We start from the raw sequence: 21,662 nt of genomic DNA on the forward strand, positions 1-21,662 counted from the left end.
TACGCCTCCTAGTGATATCCACGGGGTTCGGGCAGAGCAAAACTTGCGGGCATGGCGTGACTCGTTGTGATGCGTAAGCCAAGCGATGCAAAAAGAAAAAAGCCAGTCACTTCGGACTGGCTTTTGACGAGGGTGACGAGCCTGATCTCGGCACTGGTTACAACGGTTAGGGCTGCTTGGTTCCCCACCTGACCCGGTTGGCCGCGCTTCCATGCGAGGAGGCCCGTCAGGGCGGATTGTAGGTGACGGCCCGGGGTTCCCCGGCTTGGGCACCCCAAAAATTCAGCGCAGGGCCAAGTCGTCTTCGCCGAAGGTGACGTTGATCGGCTCGATGATGACCTGCTTAGGGCCTGCTTCCACGCGGCCAGCCACCCAGGCGGGCACGCCGGCGTCGCGGGCGATCTGGGCGGTGCGCTCAGCGTCTTCGGCCTTCACAAACAGCGCAAAGCCTGCGCCCATGTTGAGGGTGGAATAGGCTTCGCGGTCGTCTTGCTGCGCGTGTTGCTGGATGAACTTCAGCACCGGCGTGACGGGCGGCACGGTGTGGATGCGGTAGGTCATCTTGCTGGGGTGGCGCAGCAGCTTGCGCCAGCCGTGGCCGGTGATGTTGGCGCTGTAGTGCACCGTCACGCCCGCCTTTGCCAGGGCTTCCGTCACCGGGCTGTAGAGCACGGTGGGGGCCAAGAGCGCGGCGCCGTAGCTCAGGCCGGGCTCCACCTCGGTCAAATAGCCTTGGGGCAGGCGCTCGGTGAGTTTGCGGGCCAGGCTCAGGCCGTTGGCATGGATGCCGCTGGAGGCCAGCAGCACGATGGCGTCGCCCGGGGCCAGGTCGTCGCCCACCGACAAGCGGCTCTTGGGACTGATGATGCCGGTGCAAGACGCGGCCAGGTCAATGCGGCCACTTTCCACAATGCCGGCCAAGGCCGGGGTTTCGCCGCCGCCCCAGGCCACGCCGCAGACGTCGCAGGCTTTTTTCCAGCCCTCGACCAAGGCTTGGGCACGTTGGGCGTCGCCAAACCAGTCGCTGCCGCCAGCGGCCCAATAGGCTTGCACCACCAGGGGCGTGGCGCCCACGGTGATCAGGTCGTTCACCGCCATGGCGATGGTGTCTTGGGCAATCCCGGCATAAAAGCTTTGGCCGGTCAGGGCCTTTATCTCGTCCGCCACCAGGGTCTTGGTGCCCAGGCATTCGACGATGCTGGCCAGATAGAAGGGGCCGACATCGACCACATAGGCCGACTCGCCGCGCGAGGCCTGCACCTCGGTGAAACCGTGGGCGGCCACATTGACGGCGGTGGCGGCGGCGGCGCGCTGGGCGGCCACCTTGAGCGGGTCGATCAGGTCGTAATTGACACCGGCTTGCTCGTAGCTGAGCGTGGCGCCTTGGCTTGGGGGGACGGATGCATTCATGGCGCGGGATTATCCGTCAGCCTGTGGGCCGGTTGGCGCTGATCGCACCCGTAGAATGCGGCGCCATGAGTTACGTCGTTCTGGCGCGCAAATACCGGCCCCACAGCTTTGCCGACATGGTGGGGCAAGACCATGTCGTGAGGGCGCTGACCCACGCCTTGGAGCAGCAGCGCCTGCACCATGCCTATCTCTTCACCGGGACGCGAGGCATTGGCAAGACGACGGTGTCGCGCATTCTGGCCAAGAGCCTGAACTGCACAGGGCCAGACGGGCAGGGTGGCATCACCGCTACGCCTTGCGGCGTGTGCACCGCGTGCCGCGAGATCGACGCCGACCGCTACATTGATTACACCGAGATGGATGCGGCCTCTAACCGCAGCATCGACGAGATCCGCGAGCTGATCGAGCGCGCCGCCTACAAGCCCTCGGTGGGCCGCTTCAAGGTCTTCATGATCGACGAGGCGCACCAGCTCACCAAAGACGCCTTCAACGCCTTGCTCAAGACGCTGGAAGAGCCGCCCGAGTACCTGAAGTTCGTGCTGGCCACCACCGACCCCGAGAAGATGCTGCCCACGGTGCTGAGCCGTTGCCTGCAGTTCAACCTGCGGCCGATGGCACCGCAGACGGTGGTGGAGTACCTGGGCCGCGTGCTGAGCGCGGAAGGCGTGCCTGCCGATGCCGGCGCACTGCGCTTGCTGGGCCGCGCGGCGCGGGGCTCGATGCGCGATGCGCTGTCGCTCAGCGACCAAGCCATCGCCTACGGCGGCGGCAAGCTGGAAGAAGCAGGCGTGCGCGCCATGCTGGGCAGCGTGGACAGGCGCCATGCTGAGCGCTTGATCCAGGCCCTGGCCGAGCGCAACGGCCGAGGCGTGCTGGAGCAGTGCAATGCGCTGCGGGGCCAGGGCTTGTCGGCCAGCGGCACGCTGGAAGAAATGGCCCGGCTGTTGCAGCAGATGGCTGTGGAGCAAATGGTGCCCGGCGCCCTGGACGCTACCGACCCCGACACCGAGGCCGCACGCCGCTTGAGCACCGTGTTGGCGCCGGACGAAACCCAGTTGCTCTACAGCATCTGCCTGCAAGGCCGGGCCGAGCTGAGCTTGGCGCCCGATGAATACGCGGGCTTGGTGATGGTGCTGCTGCGCTTCATGGCGTTTCCGCCGCAAGACGGCGGGGCCTCCGGGCCTGGGCCGATGGGGGCGGGCGGTGGAGCGGGTCACAGTTCGGCGACCTTAAGTGGCACAGGGGGCGCATCGGTGGCGTCGGCCGCTGCGGTGGCTGCTGCGGCACCCGCCAGCCCCGCCATGGCGAGCCCTGTCGCCACCCCTGTGGCGGCCCCTGTGGCCGCTAAGGCCCCTCCTGCGGCACCCGCGCCGAGCCCTGCTCTGGTTGACGTGCCACGGCCTGCGGCGCCGGTGGTCGCGGCGCCTGCGCCTGTCCAAGCTGCACCGGCTGCGCCAAGGGCTGCCGCACCTATCGCAGCGCCCGAGCCCCGCAAGGGGGGCGGCGATGAAGAGCCACCACCATGGATGGACGATGTGCCGCCCTGGATGGACGAGGCTGAAGCCGCAACCTCCGCCCGGCCTGCTGCCTTGGCGGACAGGGATGAGCCCCCCGTGTGGGACGAGCCCGAGGCTGCTGCGGCGACTGAGCCCGAGCCGGCCGCTTCCAGCATTGTGATTCCGGTGGTCCAGCACACGGCCTTGGGCGAGCGCTGGGCTGCTGTGGTGGCTCAGATGACCTCGGCGGGCCTCATCGCCGCACTGGCCCGAGAACTGGCGCTGCAGGCTGAGTTGGTGGCCGTCGAAACCGTTGGCGCTGAAGAAGTGTGGCGCCTGAAGGTCGAGCGCGAGTCGCTGCGCACCGCGCCGCTGCAAGACAAGCTGCAAGTGGCCTTGCGCACCACGCTCAGCGCGGCTGAAGGCGCGCCCCTGGCACGGCTGGAGCTGGTGGCTGGCGTGGCCGAAGATTCCCCGGCCCGGCGTGAAGCCGAGCGCCAAGCCTTGCGGCAGCAGGCGGCCGATGTCGCTATCCGCACCGATCCCTTGGTCTCGGGCGTTTTGGCACAGTTCAGCACCGCCCGCATCGTCAGTGGCTCGATTCGGCCACTTCACTGAACACCCACGCGGCCGCCAGCCTTGAGGCGGCGAGCCGCAGCTCCCATTTATTGCACTGAAAGGCAGACATCATGATGAAGGGTCAATTGGCCGGTTTGATGAAGCAGGCGCAAGCCATGCAAGACAACCTGCGCAAGGCACAAGAAGAACTGGCGACGGTGGAGGTCGAGGGCCAATCCGGTGCCGGCTTGGTCAAGGTCGTGATGACCTGCAAGAACGATGTCAAGCGCGTCACCATCGACCCGTCTTTGCTGGCCGACGATAAGGACATGCTGGAAGACTTGGTGGCTGCGGCCTTTAACGACGCGGTGCGCCGCGCTGAAGCCGTGAGCCAAGAACGCATGGGCAAGCTGACGGCAGGCCTGCCGCTGCCCCCCGGCATGAAGATGCCGTTCTGAGCGAGCGGTGAGCACAGGCTCTCTTGAGGCGCTGATCCAGGCTCTGCGGCGCTTGCCCGGTGTGGGCGTGAAGTCAGCGCAGCGCATGGCCTTTCATTTGCTGCAGCATGACCGCGCAGGTGCGCAGGAACTGGCACGGGCCTTGGCGCATGCCACGGAAGCGGTGAACCACTGCCGAAGCTGCCACACCTTCACCGAGCATGAGCTGTGCGAGGTCTGCGCCGACCCAGCCCGCGATGGGTCTGTGTTGTGCGTGGTGGAAACCCCGGCCGACCAGGCGGCGCTAGAGCGCAGCGGCAGCTATCACGGCCTGTACTACGTGTTGATGGGCCGCATCAGCCCGCTGGATGGAGTGGGCGCATCGGCCATTGGCGCACGCGCCTTGCTGGAGCGTGCGGCCGACGGCGGCGTGCAAGAAGTGATCTTGGCCACCAGCTTTACCGCAGAAGGTGAGGCGACGGCTCATGTGCTGAGCGAAGGCCTGAAGTCGCTGGGAGTACGCGTGACGCGCTTGGCCCGTGGCGTGCCTGCTGGCAGCGAGCTGGAGTATGTGGACCTCTCCACCATCGCCCATGCGATGGTGGACAGGCGCTGATCAGCGCTTGGCGGTGCTATTGGGCCGGGCCGCCACGCGCACGGGCTTGGCGGCTTGGCGCGTGGGCGCTGCCTTGGCCGTGGCTCGGCCAGAGGGCTTGGCTGCGACCGCACGACCCGACGACTTGGCCGCCACTGCGCGCCCGCGAGCCGGCCCTTGAGGCACATACACGACGATGGCGCTGCCCGCCTTGAACTGCCCTCCGGGCGAGACCTTGTTCCACTGCGCCACCTGCGCGGGCGTGGTCTTGTAGCGCCGCGCCACCGAGGCCACAGACTCACCCTTCTTGCCAGCGCGCAAGGTGACCTTGCGCATCGGTGGCAAATCGGGCGCCAAGGCAATGGTGGCGTTGTCGGCCAAGTGCTCAGAAACGTCCGCTGTTTTGTAGCTGCTGCGGGGCACCAGCAGGGTAGAGCCTGAACGCACCAGCATGTTGGGCGGAATGCGGTTGATCTCCCGCAGCTCGCTCTCGCTCATGCCCACTTGTTTGGCGGCTTCCGCCGTGCGCATGGTGCGAGGGGCGACCCAGGCGGTCCAGGAGGCCAACTGGCCGCGATGCGCGCGCAGATTGCTGACGAAGCGGCTGGCGTTGTCATAGGGCAGCAGCACTTGCTCCACGCCAGCAGCCAAGATGACAGGCTTGTTCATCTGCGGGTTGAGCTGCTTGAACTCCTCCATCGACACCCCTGCCAGCTTGGCGGCCAGGTCGACATCGATGTCGCGCTCAATGGGCACGCTCAAGAAGTACGGGTGGTTTTGCAGCTCCGGCAGACGCAGATTAAAGGCCTCTGGCCGCGCCACGATGTTTTTGACGGCCTGCAACTTGGGAATGTAGTGCCGGGTCTCATCGGGCATGCTCAGGCTGGCATAGTCAGTGGGCAGGCCTGCCTTTTGGTTGCGGGCGATGGCGCGCATGACATTGCCTTGACCCCAGTTGTAGGCGGCCAGAGCCAGTTGCCAATCGCCGTTAAAGAGCTTGTTGAGCCGGTCCAGGTAGTCCAGCGCAGCGCGGGTCGAGGCCAGCACGTCGCGGCGGTCATCCCGGAAGATGTTTTGCTTCAGGGCGTAGTCTTTACCCGTGGAGGGGATGAACTGCCACATGCCCGAGGCCTTGGCGGTGGACATGGCTTGCGGGTTGAAGGCGCTCTCGATAAAGGGCAAGAGGGCCAACTCCGAGGGCATATTGCGCTTGTTGATTTCTTCCATGACATGGAAGAGATAGCGGCCGCCACGGTCCGTCATGCGACGCACATAGTCGGGCTTGCTGGCGTAGAACTGCTCGTGGCGCCGCACCAGGTCGCCTTCGAAATCAGGCATCGCGAAGCCAGCGCGCACGCGGCCCCATAGGTCAGCGTGGGCCTCTGAGTCTTGCAGGTTGATGGGCTTATCGGGGTTGAGCGGGTCGATGGGCTTGGCGTCCATCACCTCGGCCGGGGCTGCCACCGGTGCCGCCACGGGTGCGGACGGGCTGGTCGTGCCCAGAGGGATGGACACCACTGGCGGCTCAGTTGGCGGCAGTTGCGCATCCAGCAGCATATTGGCGCCTGGGGCCTTGACCACGACGCGCGGGTTGTCGGCCACTGCCGACGACATCTTGGGTGCGGCGAAGGGGTTGCTCGGCAGCGATGAACAAGCACCCAGCAGGGCGCTGGTGGCCACAGTGATGACGGACAGGGTGAGGCGTTGGGCGCTGCTTGGGCGGTTGGCGTGAGAGCTCATCGAAAGTTGTTTTTCCAGAGGCGTAGCGCGGCAAAGACATCGACCTCAGCGGCACTGCCTGCACCTTGCTGCAGGGCGGCTTGCCGCGGGCCGGGGAGGGCGCAGCGCAAAAAGGGGTTGATCAGCCGCTCAAGGCCGATGGAAGACGGAAGGGTAAATTCGCCGCGCTCGCGCACGGCAGTGCAATGGTCAACGTAGCGCAGCAGGTCTTGGTTGTCAGGCTCGACAGCCAAGGCAAATCGCAGGTTGGACAAAGTGTACTCATGGGCGCAGCAGACTCGCGACTCGGCAGGTAAAGCTGCCAATTGCATCAGCGAGTGATGCATTTGTGCCGGTGTGCCTTCAAACAGGCGCCCGCAGCCGCCTGAGAACATGGTGTCGCCGCAGAACAGCACAGGTGCTTGCCCCGCCGGCTGGGCCCAAAAAGCGATGTGACCGGCGGTATGCCCGGGAACGTCCAGCACCTCGAAGCGCAGGCCTTGCCACTCCAGCGATTGCCCGGCAGACAAGGGTGTGAAAGGCTGTGGGATCGACTCGCGGGCTGGCCCCCACACAGGACCCTGGAGCACCGGACGCAGGGCTTCAATACCCCCAGTGTGATCGCCGTGATGATGGGTCACTAGAATGCCACTCAGCACCAGTTGCCACTCGGTGAGTGCGGCGAGCACAGGCGCCGAATCCCCCGGATCAACCACCAAGGCTTGAGAGCCATCGTGCAGCATCCAGATGAGGTTGTCCGAGAAGGCGGGCAGTGCGACCAGATTCATGACGCGAGAAGACTCGATTATAGAGTTGGGCCAATGGCTCACCACGCCGGCCGGGCAGTACTTGCTGCGGTGGGAGCAAGACCGTCTGGACCATGCGGTGGCCGACTTTTTTGGCTTTCATGCCTTGCAGGTCGGTCTGCCTGAAATGGACGGCTTAAGGGCCAACCGAATGCCGCACCGTTGGGTGGCGACAGACGAGTTGGTGGTGCCCGAGTTGCTGCCGGTGCCTGAGCCTTCGGACAGCCTGATCAGCACGCAAGCGCTGCCCATGCTCTCCACCTTGCATTGTGACCCGGAGGCCCTGCCTTTCCCTGAGCAATCGCTGGATTTGGTGCTGCTGCCGCACACCTTGGAGCGCGCTGTGGACCCGCACTTGGCCCTGGCTGAAGTGGCCCGCGTATTGCGGCCTGAAGGCCGGGTGGTGATTGTGGGCCTGAACCCCACCAGCGCCTGGGCCTTGCGGCAGCGGGCGGGCCGCATGCGCCAAGGCATGGGCTTGAAGCGATCACCGCTGTTTTTGCCGCCCGAGGGCGAGTTCATTGGATACTGGCGGGCTCGCGATTGGCTGCGCCTGCTCGGCTTTGAAATCGAGCATGGCCAGTTTGGCTGCTGGCGCCTGCCCGTACAGTCGCCCACTTGGTTGGAGCGCTTGGCGTGGATGGACCGCCTGGGCGAGCATTGGTGGCCCGTGCTGGGTGCGAGCTACATCATGGTGGCGGTCAAGCGGGTGCCGGGCATGCGCTTGGTGGGTTTGAAGCGGCGCGCGCTCAAGGGGCAGCGTGCGGCGGCACCGGCCGTGGCAGGGCGGCGGGCCTTGAAAGAATGAAGCAGCAGCCTCTAGGGGCTGCACAAAGCAAAGAGCAACGATGAGTGATGTGACGATCTACACCGATGGCGCCTGCAAGGGCAACCCAGGCCCGGGCGGCTGGGGCGCTTGGCTCAGCTCAGGCGGGCACGAGAAAGAGCTGTGGGGGGGCGAGCGTCAGACCACCAACAACCGCATGGAGCTGACCGCGGTCATCGAGTCCTTGGCGTCGCTGAAGCGGCGCTGCACGGTGGCGATCTATACCGATAGCGAATACGTGCGCAACGGCATCACCACCTGGATCCACAACTGGAAGAAGCGCGGCTGGCGCACGGCGGACAACAAGCCCGTCAAGAACGCGGAACTTTGGCAGCGGCTGGACGAATTGGCGGCGCAGCACACCGTGGCGTGGCATTGGGTCAAGGGCCATGCCGGCGACCCAGGCAATGAGCGCGCGGACGCGCTGGCGAATCGCGGCGTTGCTGAAGTGCAGCGCTGAGAACGCACTCAACATCACTGTCAACATCAGACGAAAGTAGCAGGTCTGTCGTGAGCACATGGCACAAGGTAATTGCGGTGGTGGGTTTGGTCGGCGTGGCCGCCGGAGGCTGGTGGATGTCCCAGCGCATGGGCGCGTCCGGTTCACCAGCGGCGGCTTCGGCAGCAGCCAGCGGGCCCGCCAAGCCCGCTGCGGGCAACCCGGGCCGCGGCCCCGGTGGGCCGGCTGCGGTGGAAGTGGCCAAGGTCGAATTGGCCCCCCTGGAAGATGCCGTGACGGCGGTGGGCACCTTGCGTGCTGTGCGCAGTGTGATGCTGCGCTCTGAGGTGGCTGGGCGCGTCAAGGCACTGGGTTTTGTGCCAGGCCAGGGGGTGAAGGCTGGTCAGGTCATGGTGCAGCTCGACGATGCGCTGCAACAAGCGCAATGGCAGCAGGCCGAAGCCCAGGCGCAAATCGCCCGCACCAACTTGCAACGCAGCCGTGAGCTGCTGGCCCAAAACTTTGTCAGCCAAAGCGCGGTCGATCAAAATGCTGCTGCGCTGCAAGTGGCGCAAGCCCAAGTGGCGGTGGCGCGCGCCCAAGTCGACCGCATGCGGGTGCTGGCGCCCTTCAGCGGCGTGGCCGGCCTGAGCAACCTGGGCGTCGGCGACCACATCAAGGATGGCGTGGACCTGCTCAATGTGGACGACACCAGCCAAGTGTGGGCGGATTTCCGCGTGCCTGAGGCCATCAGCCATCGCCTGAAGATTGGCCTGCCGGTGGAGCTGAGCTTTGATGGTTTGGCCGGCCAAAGCTGGACCGCTCAGTTGCAGGCCATTGACTCGCAGGTGGACACCGCCGCACGCTCGGTGCAGGTGCGGGCCAAGCTGGACAACCCCAAGGGCTTGATCAAGGGCGGCATGTTTGCCCGCGTCAAGCTGGTGCTGGACAAACGCAGCCAAGTGCTGCTCGTACCCGAGGAAGCCTTGGTGCCGGTGGGCGGCAAGCAAGTGATCTTTAAGTTGGTGCAAGAGGGCGAGCAAGCCCAGGCGCAGCGCCTAGAAGCCAAGGTCGGTGCCCGCATCCCTGGCAAGGTAGAAATCTTGGAGGGCTTGAGCGCAGGCGATCAGGTGATCACGGCCGGCCAAACACGCTTGCAGCGGGGTGACAAGCAGCCTGTGCGCGTGGTGGACTTGGCCAAACTGGGTCGTGGCCCGCAGGCAGGGAAACCGGCTGCAGGGGCGGCCTCGGGCGCCTCGGCGGCTGCTGCACCTGCCTCTGGCGCATCACGCTGAGCGCGCCATGAAGCTGTCTGACGTCTCCATTCGCCGCCCGGTCTTTGCGACCGTGATGTCCCTGCTTTTGGTGCTGGTGGGGCTGGTGTCCTATGAGCGCCTGCCCTTGCGCGAGTACCCACGCATTGACGAGCCAGTGGTCACCGTCTCCACGCGCTTGGTGGGCGCCTCCAGCGAGGTCATCGAGTCCCAGGTTACCAAGCCCTTGGAGGACTCCATTGCCGGCATTGACGGTGTCGACATCTTGACCTCGATTTCGCGCTCTGAGCAAAGCCAGATCACGGTCCGATTCAAGCTCAGCAAAGACCCGGATGACGGGGCCGCCGAGGTGCGCGACCGTGTGGCGCGCGCGCGGGGCAAACTGCCCTCCACGGTGTTGGAGCCAGTGATCGCCAAGGTCGAGGCCGATGCCCAGCCCACTTTATGGTTGGCCTTCACCAGCGAGACCTTGTCGGCGCTGGAGGTGACTGATCTGGTCAACCGGGTGGTGCGGCCGCGGCTGCAAACCGTGCCGGGCGTGGCCGATGTGCAGATCAATGGTGATCGACAGTTTGCGATGCGGGTCTGGTTGGACGCTGACCGCCTGGCCGCCCATGGCTTGACGGTGCAAGAGGTCGAAGACGCTTTGCGTCGTCAGAACTTAGAGGTGCCTGCCGGCCGTATCGAGAGCCAGTTGCGTGAGTTCAGTGTGACGGCGCGTACCGACCTCAACACCGTGCAGCAATTCAAGCGCGTGGTTTTGAAGTCGCAGAACAACTTCTCAGTGCACTTGGAGGATGTGGCGCGCATCGAGGAGGCGGCGGTCAGCGAACGCTCTCGGGTGCGCCTGAATGGGGTGTCCTCGGTGGGCTTGGGTGTGATTCGCCAAGCCACGGCCAACCCGCTGGATGTATCGCAGGGGGTGCGTGACCTCTTACCCCGCATTCAGCAAGACCTGCCCAAGTCGGTGACGGTGCAGCAGGCCAACGACAACTCCATCTTCATCGACCGCTCCATCAAGGCCGTCTACAAGACGGTGGTGGAGGCCGTGGTGCTGGTGGCGCTGATTGTGTTCGCCTTTCTGCGCACGCTGCGGGCCTCCATCATTCCGCTGGTCACCATCCCCATCAGCCTGATCGGCAGCTTTGCGCTGATGGCACTGGCCGGCTTTACCGTCAACACCCTCACGTTGCTGGCCTTGGTCTTGGCCATCGGCTTGGTTGTGGACGATGCCATCGTGGTGCTGGAGAACATCTTCCGGCATATTGAAGAGGGGATGGCACCATTCCAAGCGGCCTTGCGGGGTGCGCGCGAGATCGGCTTTGCGGTGGTGGCCATGACGCTGACGCTGGCCGCGGTGTTCGCCCCTTTGGCGTTTGCGCCGGGCCGTATTGGGCGCCTGTTCACCGAGTTTGCCTTGACCCTTGCGGGGGCTGTGATTGTCTCGGGCTTCGTGGCCCTGACCCTCACGCCGGTGCTCTGTAGCTTGCTGTTGCGCCACAACCCCAAACCCGGATGGTTTGACCGCAAGATGGAAGGGCTCCTGCAGGGCGTGGCAAGCGGCTATGCCATGTTGCTCAAGGCCAGCTTGCGCCAGCGTTGGCTGGTGGTGGTGGTCATGTTGGCCAGTGCGGGCGGCGGCTATTGGTTGTTTGATCAAGCCAAGAGTGAGTTGGCCCCCGTGGAAGACCGGGGCGTGATCTTCTTGCCCATCACCGCACCGGATGGCGCGACCCTGCCTTACACCGCCCGTTATCTGGACGTGGTGGAGCGCATCGCGCAGGGCTACCCTGAGTTTGATCGGGTGTTTGTGTTTGCTGGCAACCCGTCGGTCACCCAAGGCGCAGCCTTTTTGCGGACGGTAGACTGGACGGAGCGCACGCGGAGCACCCAAGAGTTGGCGCGCTTGCTGCAGCCGCAAGTGTCCAGCTTGCCGGGCGTCACGGCCTTTCCCATCACGCCGCCCAGCTTGGGCCAGGGCTTCAGAGCCCGGCCGGTGGAGTTCCTGATCGTCACCAGCGACAGCTATGCCAACTTGGCCAGTGTGACCCAGCAGTTCCTGGCTGAGATGGCCAAGAACCCAGGCCTGCAGCAACCCGACAGCGACTTGCGTTTGAACAAACCCGAGGTGTTTGTCGAAGTGGACCGTGAACGCGCCGCCGATTTGGGCGTGAGCGTGGAAACCATTGCGCGCACCGTGGAGACCATGCTGGGCGGCCGCAATGTGACCCGCTACAAGCGCGACGCGGACCAGTACGATGTGATCGTGCAGACGGTGCCAAGCGGCCGCAGCACGCCCCAAGACATTGAACGCTTGTTCGTGAAGGGCCGGGGTGACGCGATGGTGCCGCTGGCCTCTTTGGTGACGGTGCGTGAAGCCGTGAGCCCGCGCGAGTTGAACCACTTCAACCAACGCCGCTCTGTCACGCTGACCGCCTCTCTGGCACCTGGCTATTCCTTGGGTGAGGCCTTGAGCTTCATGGACACCACGGCCAGCAAGCTCTTGAAGCCGGGCTATGCCACCGAGCTCAACGGTGTCTCTCGCGAGTTCAAGGCCTCCAGCGGCGCCTTGGGCCTGGTGTTTGTGCTGGCCTTGGCGTTCATTTTCTTGGTGCTGGCCGCGCAGTTTGAGAGCTTTGTCGACCCGCTGGTCATTTTGCTGTCCGTGCCCTTGTCCATGGTGGGCGCTTTGGCGACGCTGCAGTGGACGGGAGGGACGCTGAATGTTTATTCACAGATTGGCTTGATCACGTTGGTGGGCTTGATCACCAAGCATGGCATCTTGATTGTGGAGTTCAGCAATCAACTGCGCCAGCAAGGGCGCTCTGTGCATGACGCGGTGGTGGAGGCTTCTTCTTTGCGGTTGCGCCCTATCTTGATGACCACCGGCGCCATGGTCTTGGGCGCATTGCCTTTGGCCCTGGCCACCGGGGCCGGTGCAGAGAGCCGTCAACAGATCGGCTGGGTGATTGTGGGCGGCATGTCGGTGGGCACTTTGCTGACCATCTTTGTGGTGCCCACGCTCTACACCTTGATGGCCCGCAAACGCGTGCCGGGCGAGAACACCGAGCCGGAGGTCGATACGCCCATCAGCGCACATTAAGTGTGCAGTGAGGGGGCAGCGGCGGCCTTCAGCCGCCGATGTAGTGCATCTCCACCCGGCGGCCGCCGGGTGAGGCGGGCAGGGCGCCAGCGCCGCGCAGCTCTGAATAGCGGTCTTGGCGCTGGGCCCAGATGCCTGCTAGGGCGCGCTGCAGGTCTTCGTCTGAGGCGCCGCCCCGCAGCAAGCTGCGCAGGTCATAGCCTTGCGAGGCAAACAAGCACAGGTAGAGCTGCCCTTCGGTGGACAGGCGGGCACGGTTGCAGTCGCGACAGAAGGCCTGGGTGACGCTGGAGATCAGGCCAATCTCGCCTTGGTTGTCCAGATAGCGCCAGCGCTCGGCGGTCTCTCCGGTGGCGGTGGCTTGCACCGGCGCCAGTGGCCAGTGCGCATGAATGCGTTGCATCACCTGGGCCGAGGGCAGCACATCGTCCATGCGCCAGCCATTGGTTTCGCCCACGTCCATGAACTCGATGAAGCGCAGCACCACTTTGGCGCCGTACCGCTCTCTGAAGTAGCCGGCCATGGGCACGATCTCATGGTCGTTGGTGCCACGCTTGACCACCATATTGACCTTGATCGGCCCCAAGCCCACGGCCACCGCTTCATCAATGCCCGCCAACACATCGGCCACGGGGAAGCCCACATCGTTCATGTGCTGAAAGATGGCGTCGTCCAGCGCGTCGAGGCTCACCGTCAGGCGCCTGAGCCCAGCGTCTTTCAGCATCTGCGCTTTGCGCTTGAGCAAGGAGCCATTGGTGGTGAGCGTGATGTCCAAGGGCTCGCCATCGGGCGTTCGCAGATCGGCCAACATGGCGATCAGCACTTCGAGATTCTTGCGCAGCAGGGGCTCGCCGCCGGTCAGGCGCAGCTTGGTGACACCCAAGCGCACAAACTGGGCGGCCGTGCGGGTGATCTCCTCGAAGCTCAGCAAGGAGGCATGCGGCAAAAAGGTGTAGTGCTTGTCAAAGACCTCTTTGGGCATGCAGTAGCTGCAGCGGAAGTTGCAGCGGTCGGTCACCGAAATGCGCAGGTCACGCAGGGGCCTGCCCAAGGCATCGGCCAGCAGGCCATCGGTTGGTAGTGTGGTGGCAGGTGTGATGGGCAGGCTCGTGGCCTGGCGCTCATCGGAGATCAGAATGACTTTTTCGCCCATGCCCGAATTGTGCTGCACGGCGCCTGCGCCAAGACCAGCGGCCCCAGTCGATTAAGGCGTTGTGGTGGCGGGGACCACACCTCGGGGTAACTCGGCTTGCATCTGCGGCGCACGGCGTGCACCGTTGAAGCGCTGGACCCAATAGGCTTGGCGCATGTCTTCGACACGCACCGAGGAGCCCGTGCGAGGCGAGTGGATGAACTTGCCGTCGCCCACATAAATGCCCACGTGCGAGAAGGCGCGACGCATGGTGTTGAAGAACACCAAATCACCGGGCTTGAGGTTCTCCATCTCGATGCGCAGCAAACCGGCCGAGTTGGCCTGCTCATCCGCCCGACGGGGCAGCACCAAGCCAATGCTGTTCTCAAACACATGGCGGGTGAAGCCTGAGCAATCGAAACCCGTTTCGGCAGAATTGCCGCCGCGCTGGTAGCGCACGCCGATGAAGTTCATCGCGGTCATCACCATGTCTGACGCGGTGTCGCGCACTTGGCGCACGATCTCAGGTGAGCGGCCGGCTTCAATCAAGCCCCGCTCTTCGAGCAGTCGCATGACCGGGTCTACCACCGTGGAAGACGCCGCCGCAGCGGGGGCCGACGGCAGCCCTTCAGGGGCGGCGTGAACCCCTGCTGCATGCAAGCTGCACAGCACAACCAGGAGTCTTAAAGCCCCCGAAAAGGGCGACGAAGGGGGACTGAGTCGTCGAATCACCGGTGCAGGATAGGGGGGGAGACAAGCGCTGTCAACCTGAAAATCCATTAAATTCAAGGACTTGGCATTGATATTGATGTGCCGGTGGCGATGCGCCACAGTCAGCGGAATTGTTCACACCCTCCCTGCCTGGGTGTCGCGAGCGTGCCAAGGCAGGGCTGGATGCGGCTTCAGAGCACCTCAGAGGCGTAGTCGGCCAACCTAGAGCGCTCGCCGCGGGCCAAGGTGACGTGGCCTGAATGCGGCCAGCCCTTGAAGCGGTCGACGGCATAGGTCAAGCCTGAACTGCCTTCGGTCAAATAAGGCGTGTCGATCTGCGCCAGGTTGCCCAGGCAGACGATTTTGGTACCAGGCCCTGCGCGGGTGATCAGGGTCTTCATTTGCTTGGGCGTCAGGTTCTGCGCTTCGTCGATGAGCACAAACTTGTTCAAGAAGGTGCGACCCCGCATGAAGTTCAAGCTCTTGATCTTGATCTTGCTGCGCACCAGGTCATTGGTGGCGGCACGGCCCCATTCGCCGGAGCCGCTGTCACTGTTGGCCAGCACTTCCAGGTTGTCGTCCAAAGCGCCCATCCACGGGCCCATTTTTTCTTCTTCGTTGCCCGGCAGAAAACCAATGTCTTCGCCCACCGGCACGGTCACACGGGTGACGATGATTTCGCTGTAGCGACGATCCTCCATCACCTGGGCCAATCCGGCCGCCAATGTCATCAGCGTCTTGCCCGTGCCTGCGGTGCCGGTGAGGGTGATGAAGTCGCACTCCGGGTCCATCAGCAAGTTCAGCGCAAAGTTTTGCTCGCGGTTGCGCGCCGTCACGCCCCACACCGCGTTCTTGGCATGGATGTACTCGCGCAGCGTCTTGAGCACAGCCGTCTTGCCCGTGATCTCAGTCACCCGCGCGTAGAGCGGCGCCTCGTCGGCAGACTCCAGGTAGACAAACTGATTGATCATCAGCGAGGGCACCAGCGGCCCGCTGATGCGGTAGTAGGTGAAGCCCGCTTGGCTCCAGCTCTCTACGTCCTTGCCATGTTTGTCCCAAAAGTCGGCGGGCAGGGCCATGACGCCGGTGTAGAGCAGGTCACCGTCCTCCAGCGTTTTGTCGTTGAAGTAGTCTTCTGCGGCCAAGCCCAAGGCGCGGGCCTTGATGCGCATATTGATGTCTTTGGACACCAGCACCACTTCACGGCCTGGGTGCAGCTCTCGCAGGGCTTGCACCACACCGAGGATCTGGTTGTCGGCCTTGCCTTGGGGCAGGCCCGCGGGCAGCTTGAACTCGACAAACGTGGTCTGGAAGAACAGCTTGCCACCAGCATCTTTGTGGCCGGTCTTGGCCAAAGGGATGCCTGCTGAGGGGTCCGTGCCGCTGTCAGCGGCCAGGGCATCCAACTCCCGGCTGACTTGCCGCACATTGCGCGACACCTCGCTCATGCCCTTTTTGTGCCCGTCCAGCTCTTCGAGCGTGATCATGGGCAGGTAGACATCGTGTTCATCAAAGCGGAACAGCGACATCGGGTCGTGCATCAGCACATTGGTGTCCAGCACAAACAGCTTGGCCGGGCCGGTAGAGCGGACTTTGCGAGGCTTGGGCTGCGCTGTAGGGCGCAGGGGCGCAGCGCTGACGGCCTTGACCGGCAAGTTGGAGCGGCCCGCAGCGGCCTGTGACCTGGCGTCAGGCGCCGGTGGCGCAGCAGCGGCGAGGGCGGGCGCTGCCATCTCAGGCAGATCGCGGCTAGTCGGCGTGGGGGCTTTGCGGGGCGACTTGGGGGCCTTGGGCTTGAGCTGAGCTTCAAAGGCAGAGGCGGGCAGGGTGGCGGCTTTGGAGGCGGGTGCTTTGGGCAGAGGCATGTGCGTACAGCAGTCGGTAAAGACAATCAGCCACAAAAAAGCCGCGCAGGGAACTGGGCGGCTCTGGTGTGGGAGGAAGGCGCGATGCACTTGGGCATGGACCCATTATGCACATCGGAGATGTCAGTTCCGCTCAGATGCAAAAAAGCCGACGCGAGGTCGGCTTTGTGCGGTGCCAAGTCGGCTTCAGGCCGTGGCTTTGAGGTCTTGGGCGGCCTTGAGAACTTCGTCCACGTGGCCCGCCACTTTGATGCCACGCCACTCGGCGCGCAGCACGCCCTTGGCGTCAATCAAGAAGGTTGAGCGCTCGATGCCCTTGACCTTCTTGCCGTACATGATCTTGTTCTTGACCACGCCAAACATGTGGCAGAGCTTTTCTTCGGTGTCGGCAATCAGCTCGAAGGGCAGCTCAAGGTTTTGCTTGAACTTGTCGTGCGAAGCCATGTTGTCTCGCGACACGCCAAACACCACCGCACCGGCCTTCACAAATTCTTTGTGTTGGTCGCGGAACTGCATGGCTTCCGTGGTGCAGCCAGGGGTATTGTCCTTGGGGTAGAAATACAGCACTACCGTCTTGCCATGGAATGCCTGGGGTGTGAACTTCACACCACCAGTCGCCTGGGCTTCGATTTCCGGGAGAGATTTATTCAGCGCTGGCGTCATGAGGGTCGTGTCTTAGGCTGTCGCCCCGAAGAGGCATCACCGAGTATTATAGGCGGTTACCGACAGGCCTCCTGATGAAGCGCGCTGTCGGGGGCGTTCTGGGCCGTCTCTTTTTAGGGGGTCAGGCTTCCAGAATGAAGGCGCCGACCACGCGCCGCCCCTCGTTGACCAACACGTTGTAGGTGCGACAAGCCGCCGCCGTGTCCATGGTTTCAAAGCCAATTCGCGCCTCGATCAGCGCGCGATAGAGGCTAGGCGAGATGAACTGCAGGCGTTCACCACTGCCAAAAATCACCACTTCGGGCTTCCAGGCCAAGACGGCGTCAAACGCGCCTTCTCGCAGGTCTTGGGCCGCCTTGAAGGGCCAGGCTTGAGCTTCGCCAACCCATGGCACCAGCACACTGTGGGTGAAGGGGGTTTGGTGGACGAAGATGCGGCCAGACTCCAGGCGGCCGATGGCGTTGACGCCATCCAGGTGATCGGGTTGGAATTTCACGAACGCTCCTGCGGCCAGCCTCGGTTGAACAGGTTAAATTATAGGTTTTTGCGCCGCAGCATTTTGCGGCACCCCAGGTGTCCTTGAGAGGGAGCAGGTTTTGAAACCGATCGCGAAGTCCAGCAAGCTGGCCAATGTGGGTTACGACATCCGTGGCCCCGTGCTGGACAAGGCCCGCCAGATGGAGGATGAAGGTCACAAGATCATCAAACTCAACATCGGCAATGTGGCTGCGTTTGGCTTGATGCCGCCGGACGAGATCATGCAAGACATGATCCGCAACCTCAGCACCTCGGTCGCGGCGGGCTACACCGACTCCAAGGGCTTGTTTGCACCGCGCAAGGCGGTGGTGCATTACTGCCAAGAAAAGCGCATTCAGGGCGTCACCGTCGATGACGTGTACCTGGGCAATGGCGCGTCTGAGTTGATCGCCATGAGCATGAACGCGCTGCTCGACGGCGGCGATGAGGTGCTGATTCCCTCGCCGGACTACCCGCTCTACACCGCCGTCGTTTCTTTGTCGGGCGGCACGCCGGTGCATTACCGCTGCAACGAAGAGAGCGGCTGGATGCCGGACCTGGACGATATGCGGGCCAAGGTGACCTCGCGCACCAAAGCCATTGTTTTGATCAACCCGAACAATCCCACGGGTGCTTTGTACCCAGAGTCCGTGCTGCAAGGCATTGTCGAGATTGCACGGCAAAACCAGCTCATCGTCTTTGCCGACGAGATTTACGACAAAACGCTGTACGACGGCGAGACGCACACCAGCATCGCCTCTTTGGCCGACGACGTGTTGTTCTTGACCTTCAACGGCTTGTCCAAGAACTACCGTGCCTGCGGCTATCGCGCGGGTTGGATGGTGGTGTCTGGCAACAAGAAGCGCGCCAAAGACTATATCGAGGGGCTGAACATGCTGGCCTCGATGCGCCTGTGTGCCAACACCCCGGGTCAGATGGCCATCCAAACTGCCTTGGGCGGCTACCAAAGCATCAAAGATTTGGTGGCTCCGGGTGGGCGCCTGTGCAAGCAGCGCGACCTGGCCTATGAACTGCTCACCGCCATTCCCGGCGTGAGCGTGGTCAAGCCCAAGGCGGCGCTCTATATGTTCCCGCGCTTGGACCCCAAGCTCTACCCCATTGAGGATGACCAGCAGTTTGCCTATGAATTGCTGGCTGAAGAAAAGGTGCTGATCGTGCAAGGCACGGGCTTTAATTGGCCCACGCCGGATCACTTCCGCATTGTTTTCTTGCCCAATGCGGACGACCTGACCGATGCCATCGGCCGGATTGCCCGCTTCCTAGAGAGCTACCGCAAGCAACACGCCTGAGCGTGCTGTGCGGGTCTCTTATTGCTTTTGTTTTGTGTTTTGCGAGTGATGTGACATGAACCCCATCCAGGTTGGCCTTTTGGGCATCGGTACGGTTGGCTCGGGCACCTTCAAGGTGCTGCAGCGCAATCAACAAGAAATTCTGCGCCGTGCCGGCCGGGGGATTGAAGTCACCATGGTGGCCGATCTCGACGTCGAGCGCGCCAAGAGCATCGTGGGCGACGCGGCCAAAGTGGTGAGCGACGCCCGCGAGATCATTGCCAACCCCGACATCGACATCGTGGTCGAGTTGATCGGCGGCTACGGCATTGCCAAGACTCTGGTGCTCGAGGCGATTGCCGCCGGCAAGCATGTGGTCACCGCCAACAAGGCCTTGCTGGCCGTGCATGGCAGCGAGATCTTTGCAGCCGCCCGCGCCAAGGGCGTGGTTGTGGCCTTTGAGGCTGCGGTGGCCGGGGGCATCCCCATCATCAAGGCGCTGCGCGAAGGCCTGACGGCCAATCGCATTGAGTGGATTGCCGGCATCATCAACGGCACCACCAACTTCATCTTGTCCGAGATGCGGGACAAGGGCCTGGACTTTGAGGTGGTGCTCAAAGAGGCCCAGCGCCTGGGCTATGCCGAGGCCGACCCCACCTTCGACATTGAAGGCGTGGATGCCGCCCACAAGGCCACCATCATGAGCGCCATCGCCTTTGGCGTGCCGGTGCAGTTTGGCAAGGCTCACGTGGAAGGCATCACCAAGCTGTCCGCCACCGACATCCGCTATGCCGAGCAACTCGGCTACCGCATCAAACTGCTGGGCATCACCAAGCGACGTGACAACGGCATAGAGTTGCGCGTACACCCCACGCTGGTGCCGGCCAAGCGCCTGATCGCCAATGTCGAAGGCGCGATGAATGCCGTGGTGGTGCAGGGCGATGCTGTGGGCACCACGCTCTACTACGGCAAGGGCGCGGGCTCTGAGCCCACCGCGTCTGCCGTGGTGGCGGACCTGGTGGACATCACCCGCCTGGCCTCGGCCGACCCGGGGCACCGCGTGCCGCACCTGGCCTTCCAGCCCGATTCGCTGGCCGACACCCCGATCTTGCCGATCGAGCAAGTGCAAACGGCCTTCTACCTGCGTTTGACAGTCGCCGACGAAGCCGGCGTGCTCTCGGGCATCACCACCATCTTGGCCGAGAACGGCATCTCCATCGACGCCGTGCTGCAGCGCGAAAGCAAGGATGGCGAGAAGCAGACGGATTTGATCATCCTGACCCACGACACCATCGAAGGTCAGATGCGCACAGCGCTCGCCCGCATGCAGGCCTTGACCACCGTGCTGGCCCCCATCGTGGCCATCCGCAAGGAGGAGCTGGCCTGATCGCCGAGCGTGCACCTATGAAGTACATCAGCACTCGGGGCGACCAGACCCAGCGCCGCTTTTGCGAAATCCTGCTCGAGGGCTTGGCCCCCGATGGCGGGCTTTACTTGCCCGTCAGCTACCCCAAAGTGGACGCGGCTACCTTGGCCCGCTGGCGGGCCTTAAGCTACGCCGACCTGGCCTTCGAGATTTTGTCGCTCTACATTGACGACATCCCTGCGGCCGACCTGAAGGCCTTGGTCCACAAGACCTACACCCCGGCGGTGTTTGGCAGCGAGCAGATCGTGCCGGTCCGCCGCCTGGGTGACTCGGGCGTGCTGATCGAGGCGCTTTCCAACGGCCCGACCTTGGCCTTCAAGGACATGGCCATGCAGTTGCTCGGCAATTTGTTCGAGTACGAACTGGGGCGGCGCGGCGAGCAGCTCAATATCTTGGGCGCCACCAGTGGCGATACCGGCAGTGCGGCTGAATACGCCATGCGTGGCAAGCAGGGTGTGCGGGTGTTCATGCTCAGCCCCAATGGCCGCATGAGTCCGTTCCAGCAGGCGCAGATGTTCAGCCTGCAAGATGCCAACATCCACAACCTGGCGGTGGAAGGCGTGTTCGACGATGCGCAAGACATCGTCAAGGCCGTGTCCAACGACTTGGCCTTCAAGCGCCAGTACAAGATCGGCACCGTCAACTCCATCAACTGGGCGCGCTTGCTGGCCCAGGTGGTGTACTACTTTGCCGGCTACTTCCAGACCACGCAGAGCAACGCGGAGCAGGTCAGCTTCACCGTGCCCTCGGGCAACTTCGGCAACGTCTGTGCCGGTCACGTCGCGCGCATGATGGGCTTGCCCATTGCCAAACTGGTGGTGGCGACCAACGAGAACGACGTGCTGGACGAGTTCTTCCGCACCGGGACCTACCGCGTGCGCGGCAGTGCCGAGACGCACGAGACCTCCAGCCCGTCCATGGACATCTCCAAGGCCAGCAACTTCGAGCGCTTTGTGTTCGACCTGCTGGGCCGCGACGGCGCGCGCACGGCCGAGCTGTTTGGCCCGACGCTGGCCAAGCAGGGCGTGTTCAGTCTGACGGCCGAAGAGACCGCAGCCATTGCAGGCTACGGTTTTCAGTCCGGGCGCAGCACCCACGCTGACCGCTTGGCCACGATCCGCAGCACCTACGAGCGCTTTGGCGACATGGTGGACACCCACACGGCCGACGGCGTCAAGGTGGCGTTTGAGCGGGTCGAAGCAGGTGTGCCCATGATCGTGCTGGAAACGGCCTTGCCGGCCAAGTTTGCGGCCACCATCCATGAGGCCTTAGGCCGCGAGCCGAGCCGCCCTGCAGGCTTGGAGGGCATTGAAGCCTTGCCCAAGCGCTTCACCGTGGTGCCGCCGCAGGCCGAAGTGATCAAGCAATACGTTCGCACGCATTGCGACTGAGGCTCA

General features: G+C 63.6%; 18 protein-coding genes and 1 other RNA gene. 10 read left to right on the forward strand and 9 right to left on the reverse strand.

Annotated elements, in window-relative coordinates:
- Positions 1 to 131: 131 nt before the first annotated feature.
- Together ffs and ACIQ3Q_RS07555 are read right to left on the reverse strand one after the other, a co-directional pair.
- Positions 132 to 228: signal recognition particle sRNA small type (ffs, locus tag ACIQ3Q_RS07550), an RNA gene on the reverse strand.
- A 54-nt stretch (positions 229 to 282) separates the two neighbouring features.
- Entirely contained in the window at positions 283 to 1,410 is a 1,128-nt protein-coding gene (locus ACIQ3Q_RS07555) for an AIR synthase-related protein (protein ID WP_396268418.1), read from the reverse strand.
- Positions 1,411 to 1,475: 65 nt separating this feature from the next.
- Here ACIQ3Q_RS07555 and dnaX point away from each other — a divergent pair, with 65 nt between their 5' ends.
- From dnaX to recR, 3 genes are all read left to right on the forward strand, one after another.
- A complete protein-coding gene (gene dnaX, locus ACIQ3Q_RS07560) occupies positions 1,476 to 3,524 on the forward strand; it encodes a DNA polymerase III subunit gamma/tau (RefSeq protein WP_396268419.1) in 2,049 nt (682 codons plus the stop codon).
- A gap of 71 nt (positions 3,525 to 3,595) precedes the next feature.
- A complete protein-coding gene (locus ACIQ3Q_RS07565) occupies positions 3,596 to 3,922 on the forward strand; it encodes a YbaB/EbfC family nucleoid-associated protein (protein ID WP_396268420.1) in 327 nt (108 codons plus the stop codon).
- A gap of 7 nt (positions 3,923 to 3,929) precedes the next feature.
- Positions 3,930 to 4,517 (forward strand): recombination mediator RecR, encoded by a 588-nt coding sequence (gene recR, locus ACIQ3Q_RS07570; protein ID WP_396268421.1) that lies wholly within the window; start codon positions 3,930 to 3,932, stop codon positions 4,515 to 4,517.
- On the opposite strand, the gene ACIQ3Q_RS07575 is transcribed toward recR, so the two are convergent.
- Together ACIQ3Q_RS07575 and gloB are read right to left on the reverse strand one after the other, a co-directional pair.
- Positions 4,518 to 6,236 carry a transglycosylase SLT domain-containing protein gene (locus tag ACIQ3Q_RS07575; RefSeq protein ID WP_396268422.1) on the reverse strand — a complete coding sequence of 573 codons (1,719 nt, stop codon included), beginning with the start codon at positions 6,234 to 6,236 and terminating at the stop codon, positions 4,518 to 4,520.
- Complete coding sequence (gloB, locus tag ACIQ3Q_RS07580) at positions 6,233 to 7,003, reverse strand: hydroxyacylglutathione hydrolase (protein ID WP_396268423.1); 771 nt, start codon at positions 7,001 to 7,003, stop codon at positions 6,233 to 6,235. Before gloB ends, ACIQ3Q_RS07575 begins: the two co-directional genes overlap by 4 nt.
- On the opposite strand from gloB, the gene ACIQ3Q_RS07585 reads away from it, so the two are divergent.
- The 4 genes from ACIQ3Q_RS07585 to ACIQ3Q_RS07600 are packed head-to-tail and all read left to right on the forward strand — an operon-like array spanning position 7,002 to position 12,663.
- Complete coding sequence (locus ACIQ3Q_RS07585) at positions 7,002 to 7,829, forward strand: class I SAM-dependent methyltransferase (protein WP_396268424.1); 828 nt, start codon at positions 7,002 to 7,004, stop codon at positions 7,827 to 7,829. The two genes, gloB and ACIQ3Q_RS07585, sit on opposite strands and share 2 nt — an antisense overlap.
- 40 nt (positions 7,830 to 7,869) lie before the next feature.
- The gene (gene rnhA / locus ACIQ3Q_RS07590) at positions 7,870 to 8,307 is read left to right on the forward strand and encodes a ribonuclease HI (RefSeq protein WP_210807184.1); all 438 of its coding nucleotides are present in this window, start codon (positions 7,870 to 7,872) and stop codon (positions 8,305 to 8,307) included.
- Between the two features lie 50 nt (positions 8,308 to 8,357).
- Positions 8,358 to 9,581 (forward strand): efflux RND transporter periplasmic adaptor subunit, encoded by a 1,224-nt coding sequence (locus ACIQ3Q_RS07595; RefSeq protein ID WP_396268426.1) that lies wholly within the window; start codon positions 8,358 to 8,360, stop codon positions 9,579 to 9,581.
- A 7-nt stretch (positions 9,582 to 9,588) separates the two neighbouring features.
- Positions 9,589 to 12,663, forward strand: a complete 3,075-nt coding sequence (locus tag ACIQ3Q_RS07600; RefSeq protein ID WP_396268427.1) for an efflux RND transporter permease subunit — start codon at positions 9,589 to 9,591, stop codon at positions 12,661 to 12,663.
- 28 nt (positions 12,664 to 12,691) lie between these two features.
- Here ACIQ3Q_RS07600 and moaA read toward each other — a convergent pair whose 3' ends face one another.
- The 5 genes from moaA to ACIQ3Q_RS07625 all read right to left on the reverse strand — a co-directional run bounded on the left by moaA (position 12,692) and on the right by ACIQ3Q_RS07625 (position 17,530).
- A complete protein-coding gene (moaA, locus tag ACIQ3Q_RS07605; protein ID WP_396268455.1) occupies positions 12,692 to 13,816 on the reverse strand; it encodes a GTP 3',8-cyclase MoaA in 1,125 nt (374 codons plus the stop codon).
- A 51-nt stretch (positions 13,817 to 13,867) separates the two neighbouring features.
- Positions 13,868 to 14,368 carry a C40 family peptidase gene (locus ACIQ3Q_RS07610; protein WP_396268428.1) on the reverse strand — a complete coding sequence of 167 codons (501 nt, stop codon included), beginning with the start codon at positions 14,366 to 14,368 and terminating at the stop codon, positions 13,868 to 13,870.
- A gap of 329 nt (positions 14,369 to 14,697) precedes the next feature.
- Positions 14,698 to 16,371, reverse strand: a complete 1,674-nt coding sequence (locus ACIQ3Q_RS07615) for a PhoH family protein (RefSeq protein ID WP_396268429.1) — start codon at positions 16,369 to 16,371, stop codon at positions 14,698 to 14,700.
- 186 nt (positions 16,372 to 16,557) lie between these two features.
- Complete coding sequence (locus ACIQ3Q_RS07620) at positions 16,558 to 17,034, reverse strand: peroxiredoxin (protein WP_210807173.1); 477 nt, start codon at positions 17,032 to 17,034, stop codon at positions 16,558 to 16,560.
- A gap of 121 nt (positions 17,035 to 17,155) precedes the next feature.
- A complete protein-coding gene (locus ACIQ3Q_RS07625; protein ID WP_396268430.1) occupies positions 17,156 to 17,530 on the reverse strand; it encodes an Mth938-like domain-containing protein in 375 nt (124 codons plus the stop codon).
- A gap of 100 nt (positions 17,531 to 17,630) precedes the next feature.
- On the opposite strand from ACIQ3Q_RS07625, the gene ACIQ3Q_RS07630 reads away from it, so the two are divergent.
- From ACIQ3Q_RS07630 to thrC, 3 genes are read left to right on the forward strand one after another with little or no spacing between them, the layout of a single operon-like run.
- The gene (locus ACIQ3Q_RS07630; RefSeq protein ID WP_396268431.1) at positions 17,631 to 18,860 is read left to right on the forward strand and encodes a pyridoxal phosphate-dependent aminotransferase; all 1,230 of its coding nucleotides are present in this window, start codon (positions 17,631 to 17,633) and stop codon (positions 18,858 to 18,860) included.
- Positions 18,861 to 18,915: 55 nt separating this feature from the next.
- Entirely contained in the window at positions 18,916 to 20,226 is a 1,311-nt protein-coding gene (locus tag ACIQ3Q_RS07635) for a homoserine dehydrogenase (RefSeq protein WP_396268432.1), read from the forward strand.
- A 17-nt stretch (positions 20,227 to 20,243) separates the two neighbouring features.
- Positions 20,244 to 21,656: a threonine synthase gene (thrC, locus tag ACIQ3Q_RS07640; RefSeq protein ID WP_396268433.1), complete on the forward strand. Its 1,413-nt coding sequence runs from the start codon at positions 20,244 to 20,246 to the stop codon at positions 21,654 to 21,656.
- The last annotated feature ends 6 nt before the right edge of the window (positions 21,657 to 21,662 follow it).

It is taken from the genome of Ideonella sp. (assembly GCF_044358605.1).
Lineage (GTDB): Bacteria > Pseudomonadota > Gammaproteobacteria > Burkholderiales > Burkholderiaceae_C > Ideonella.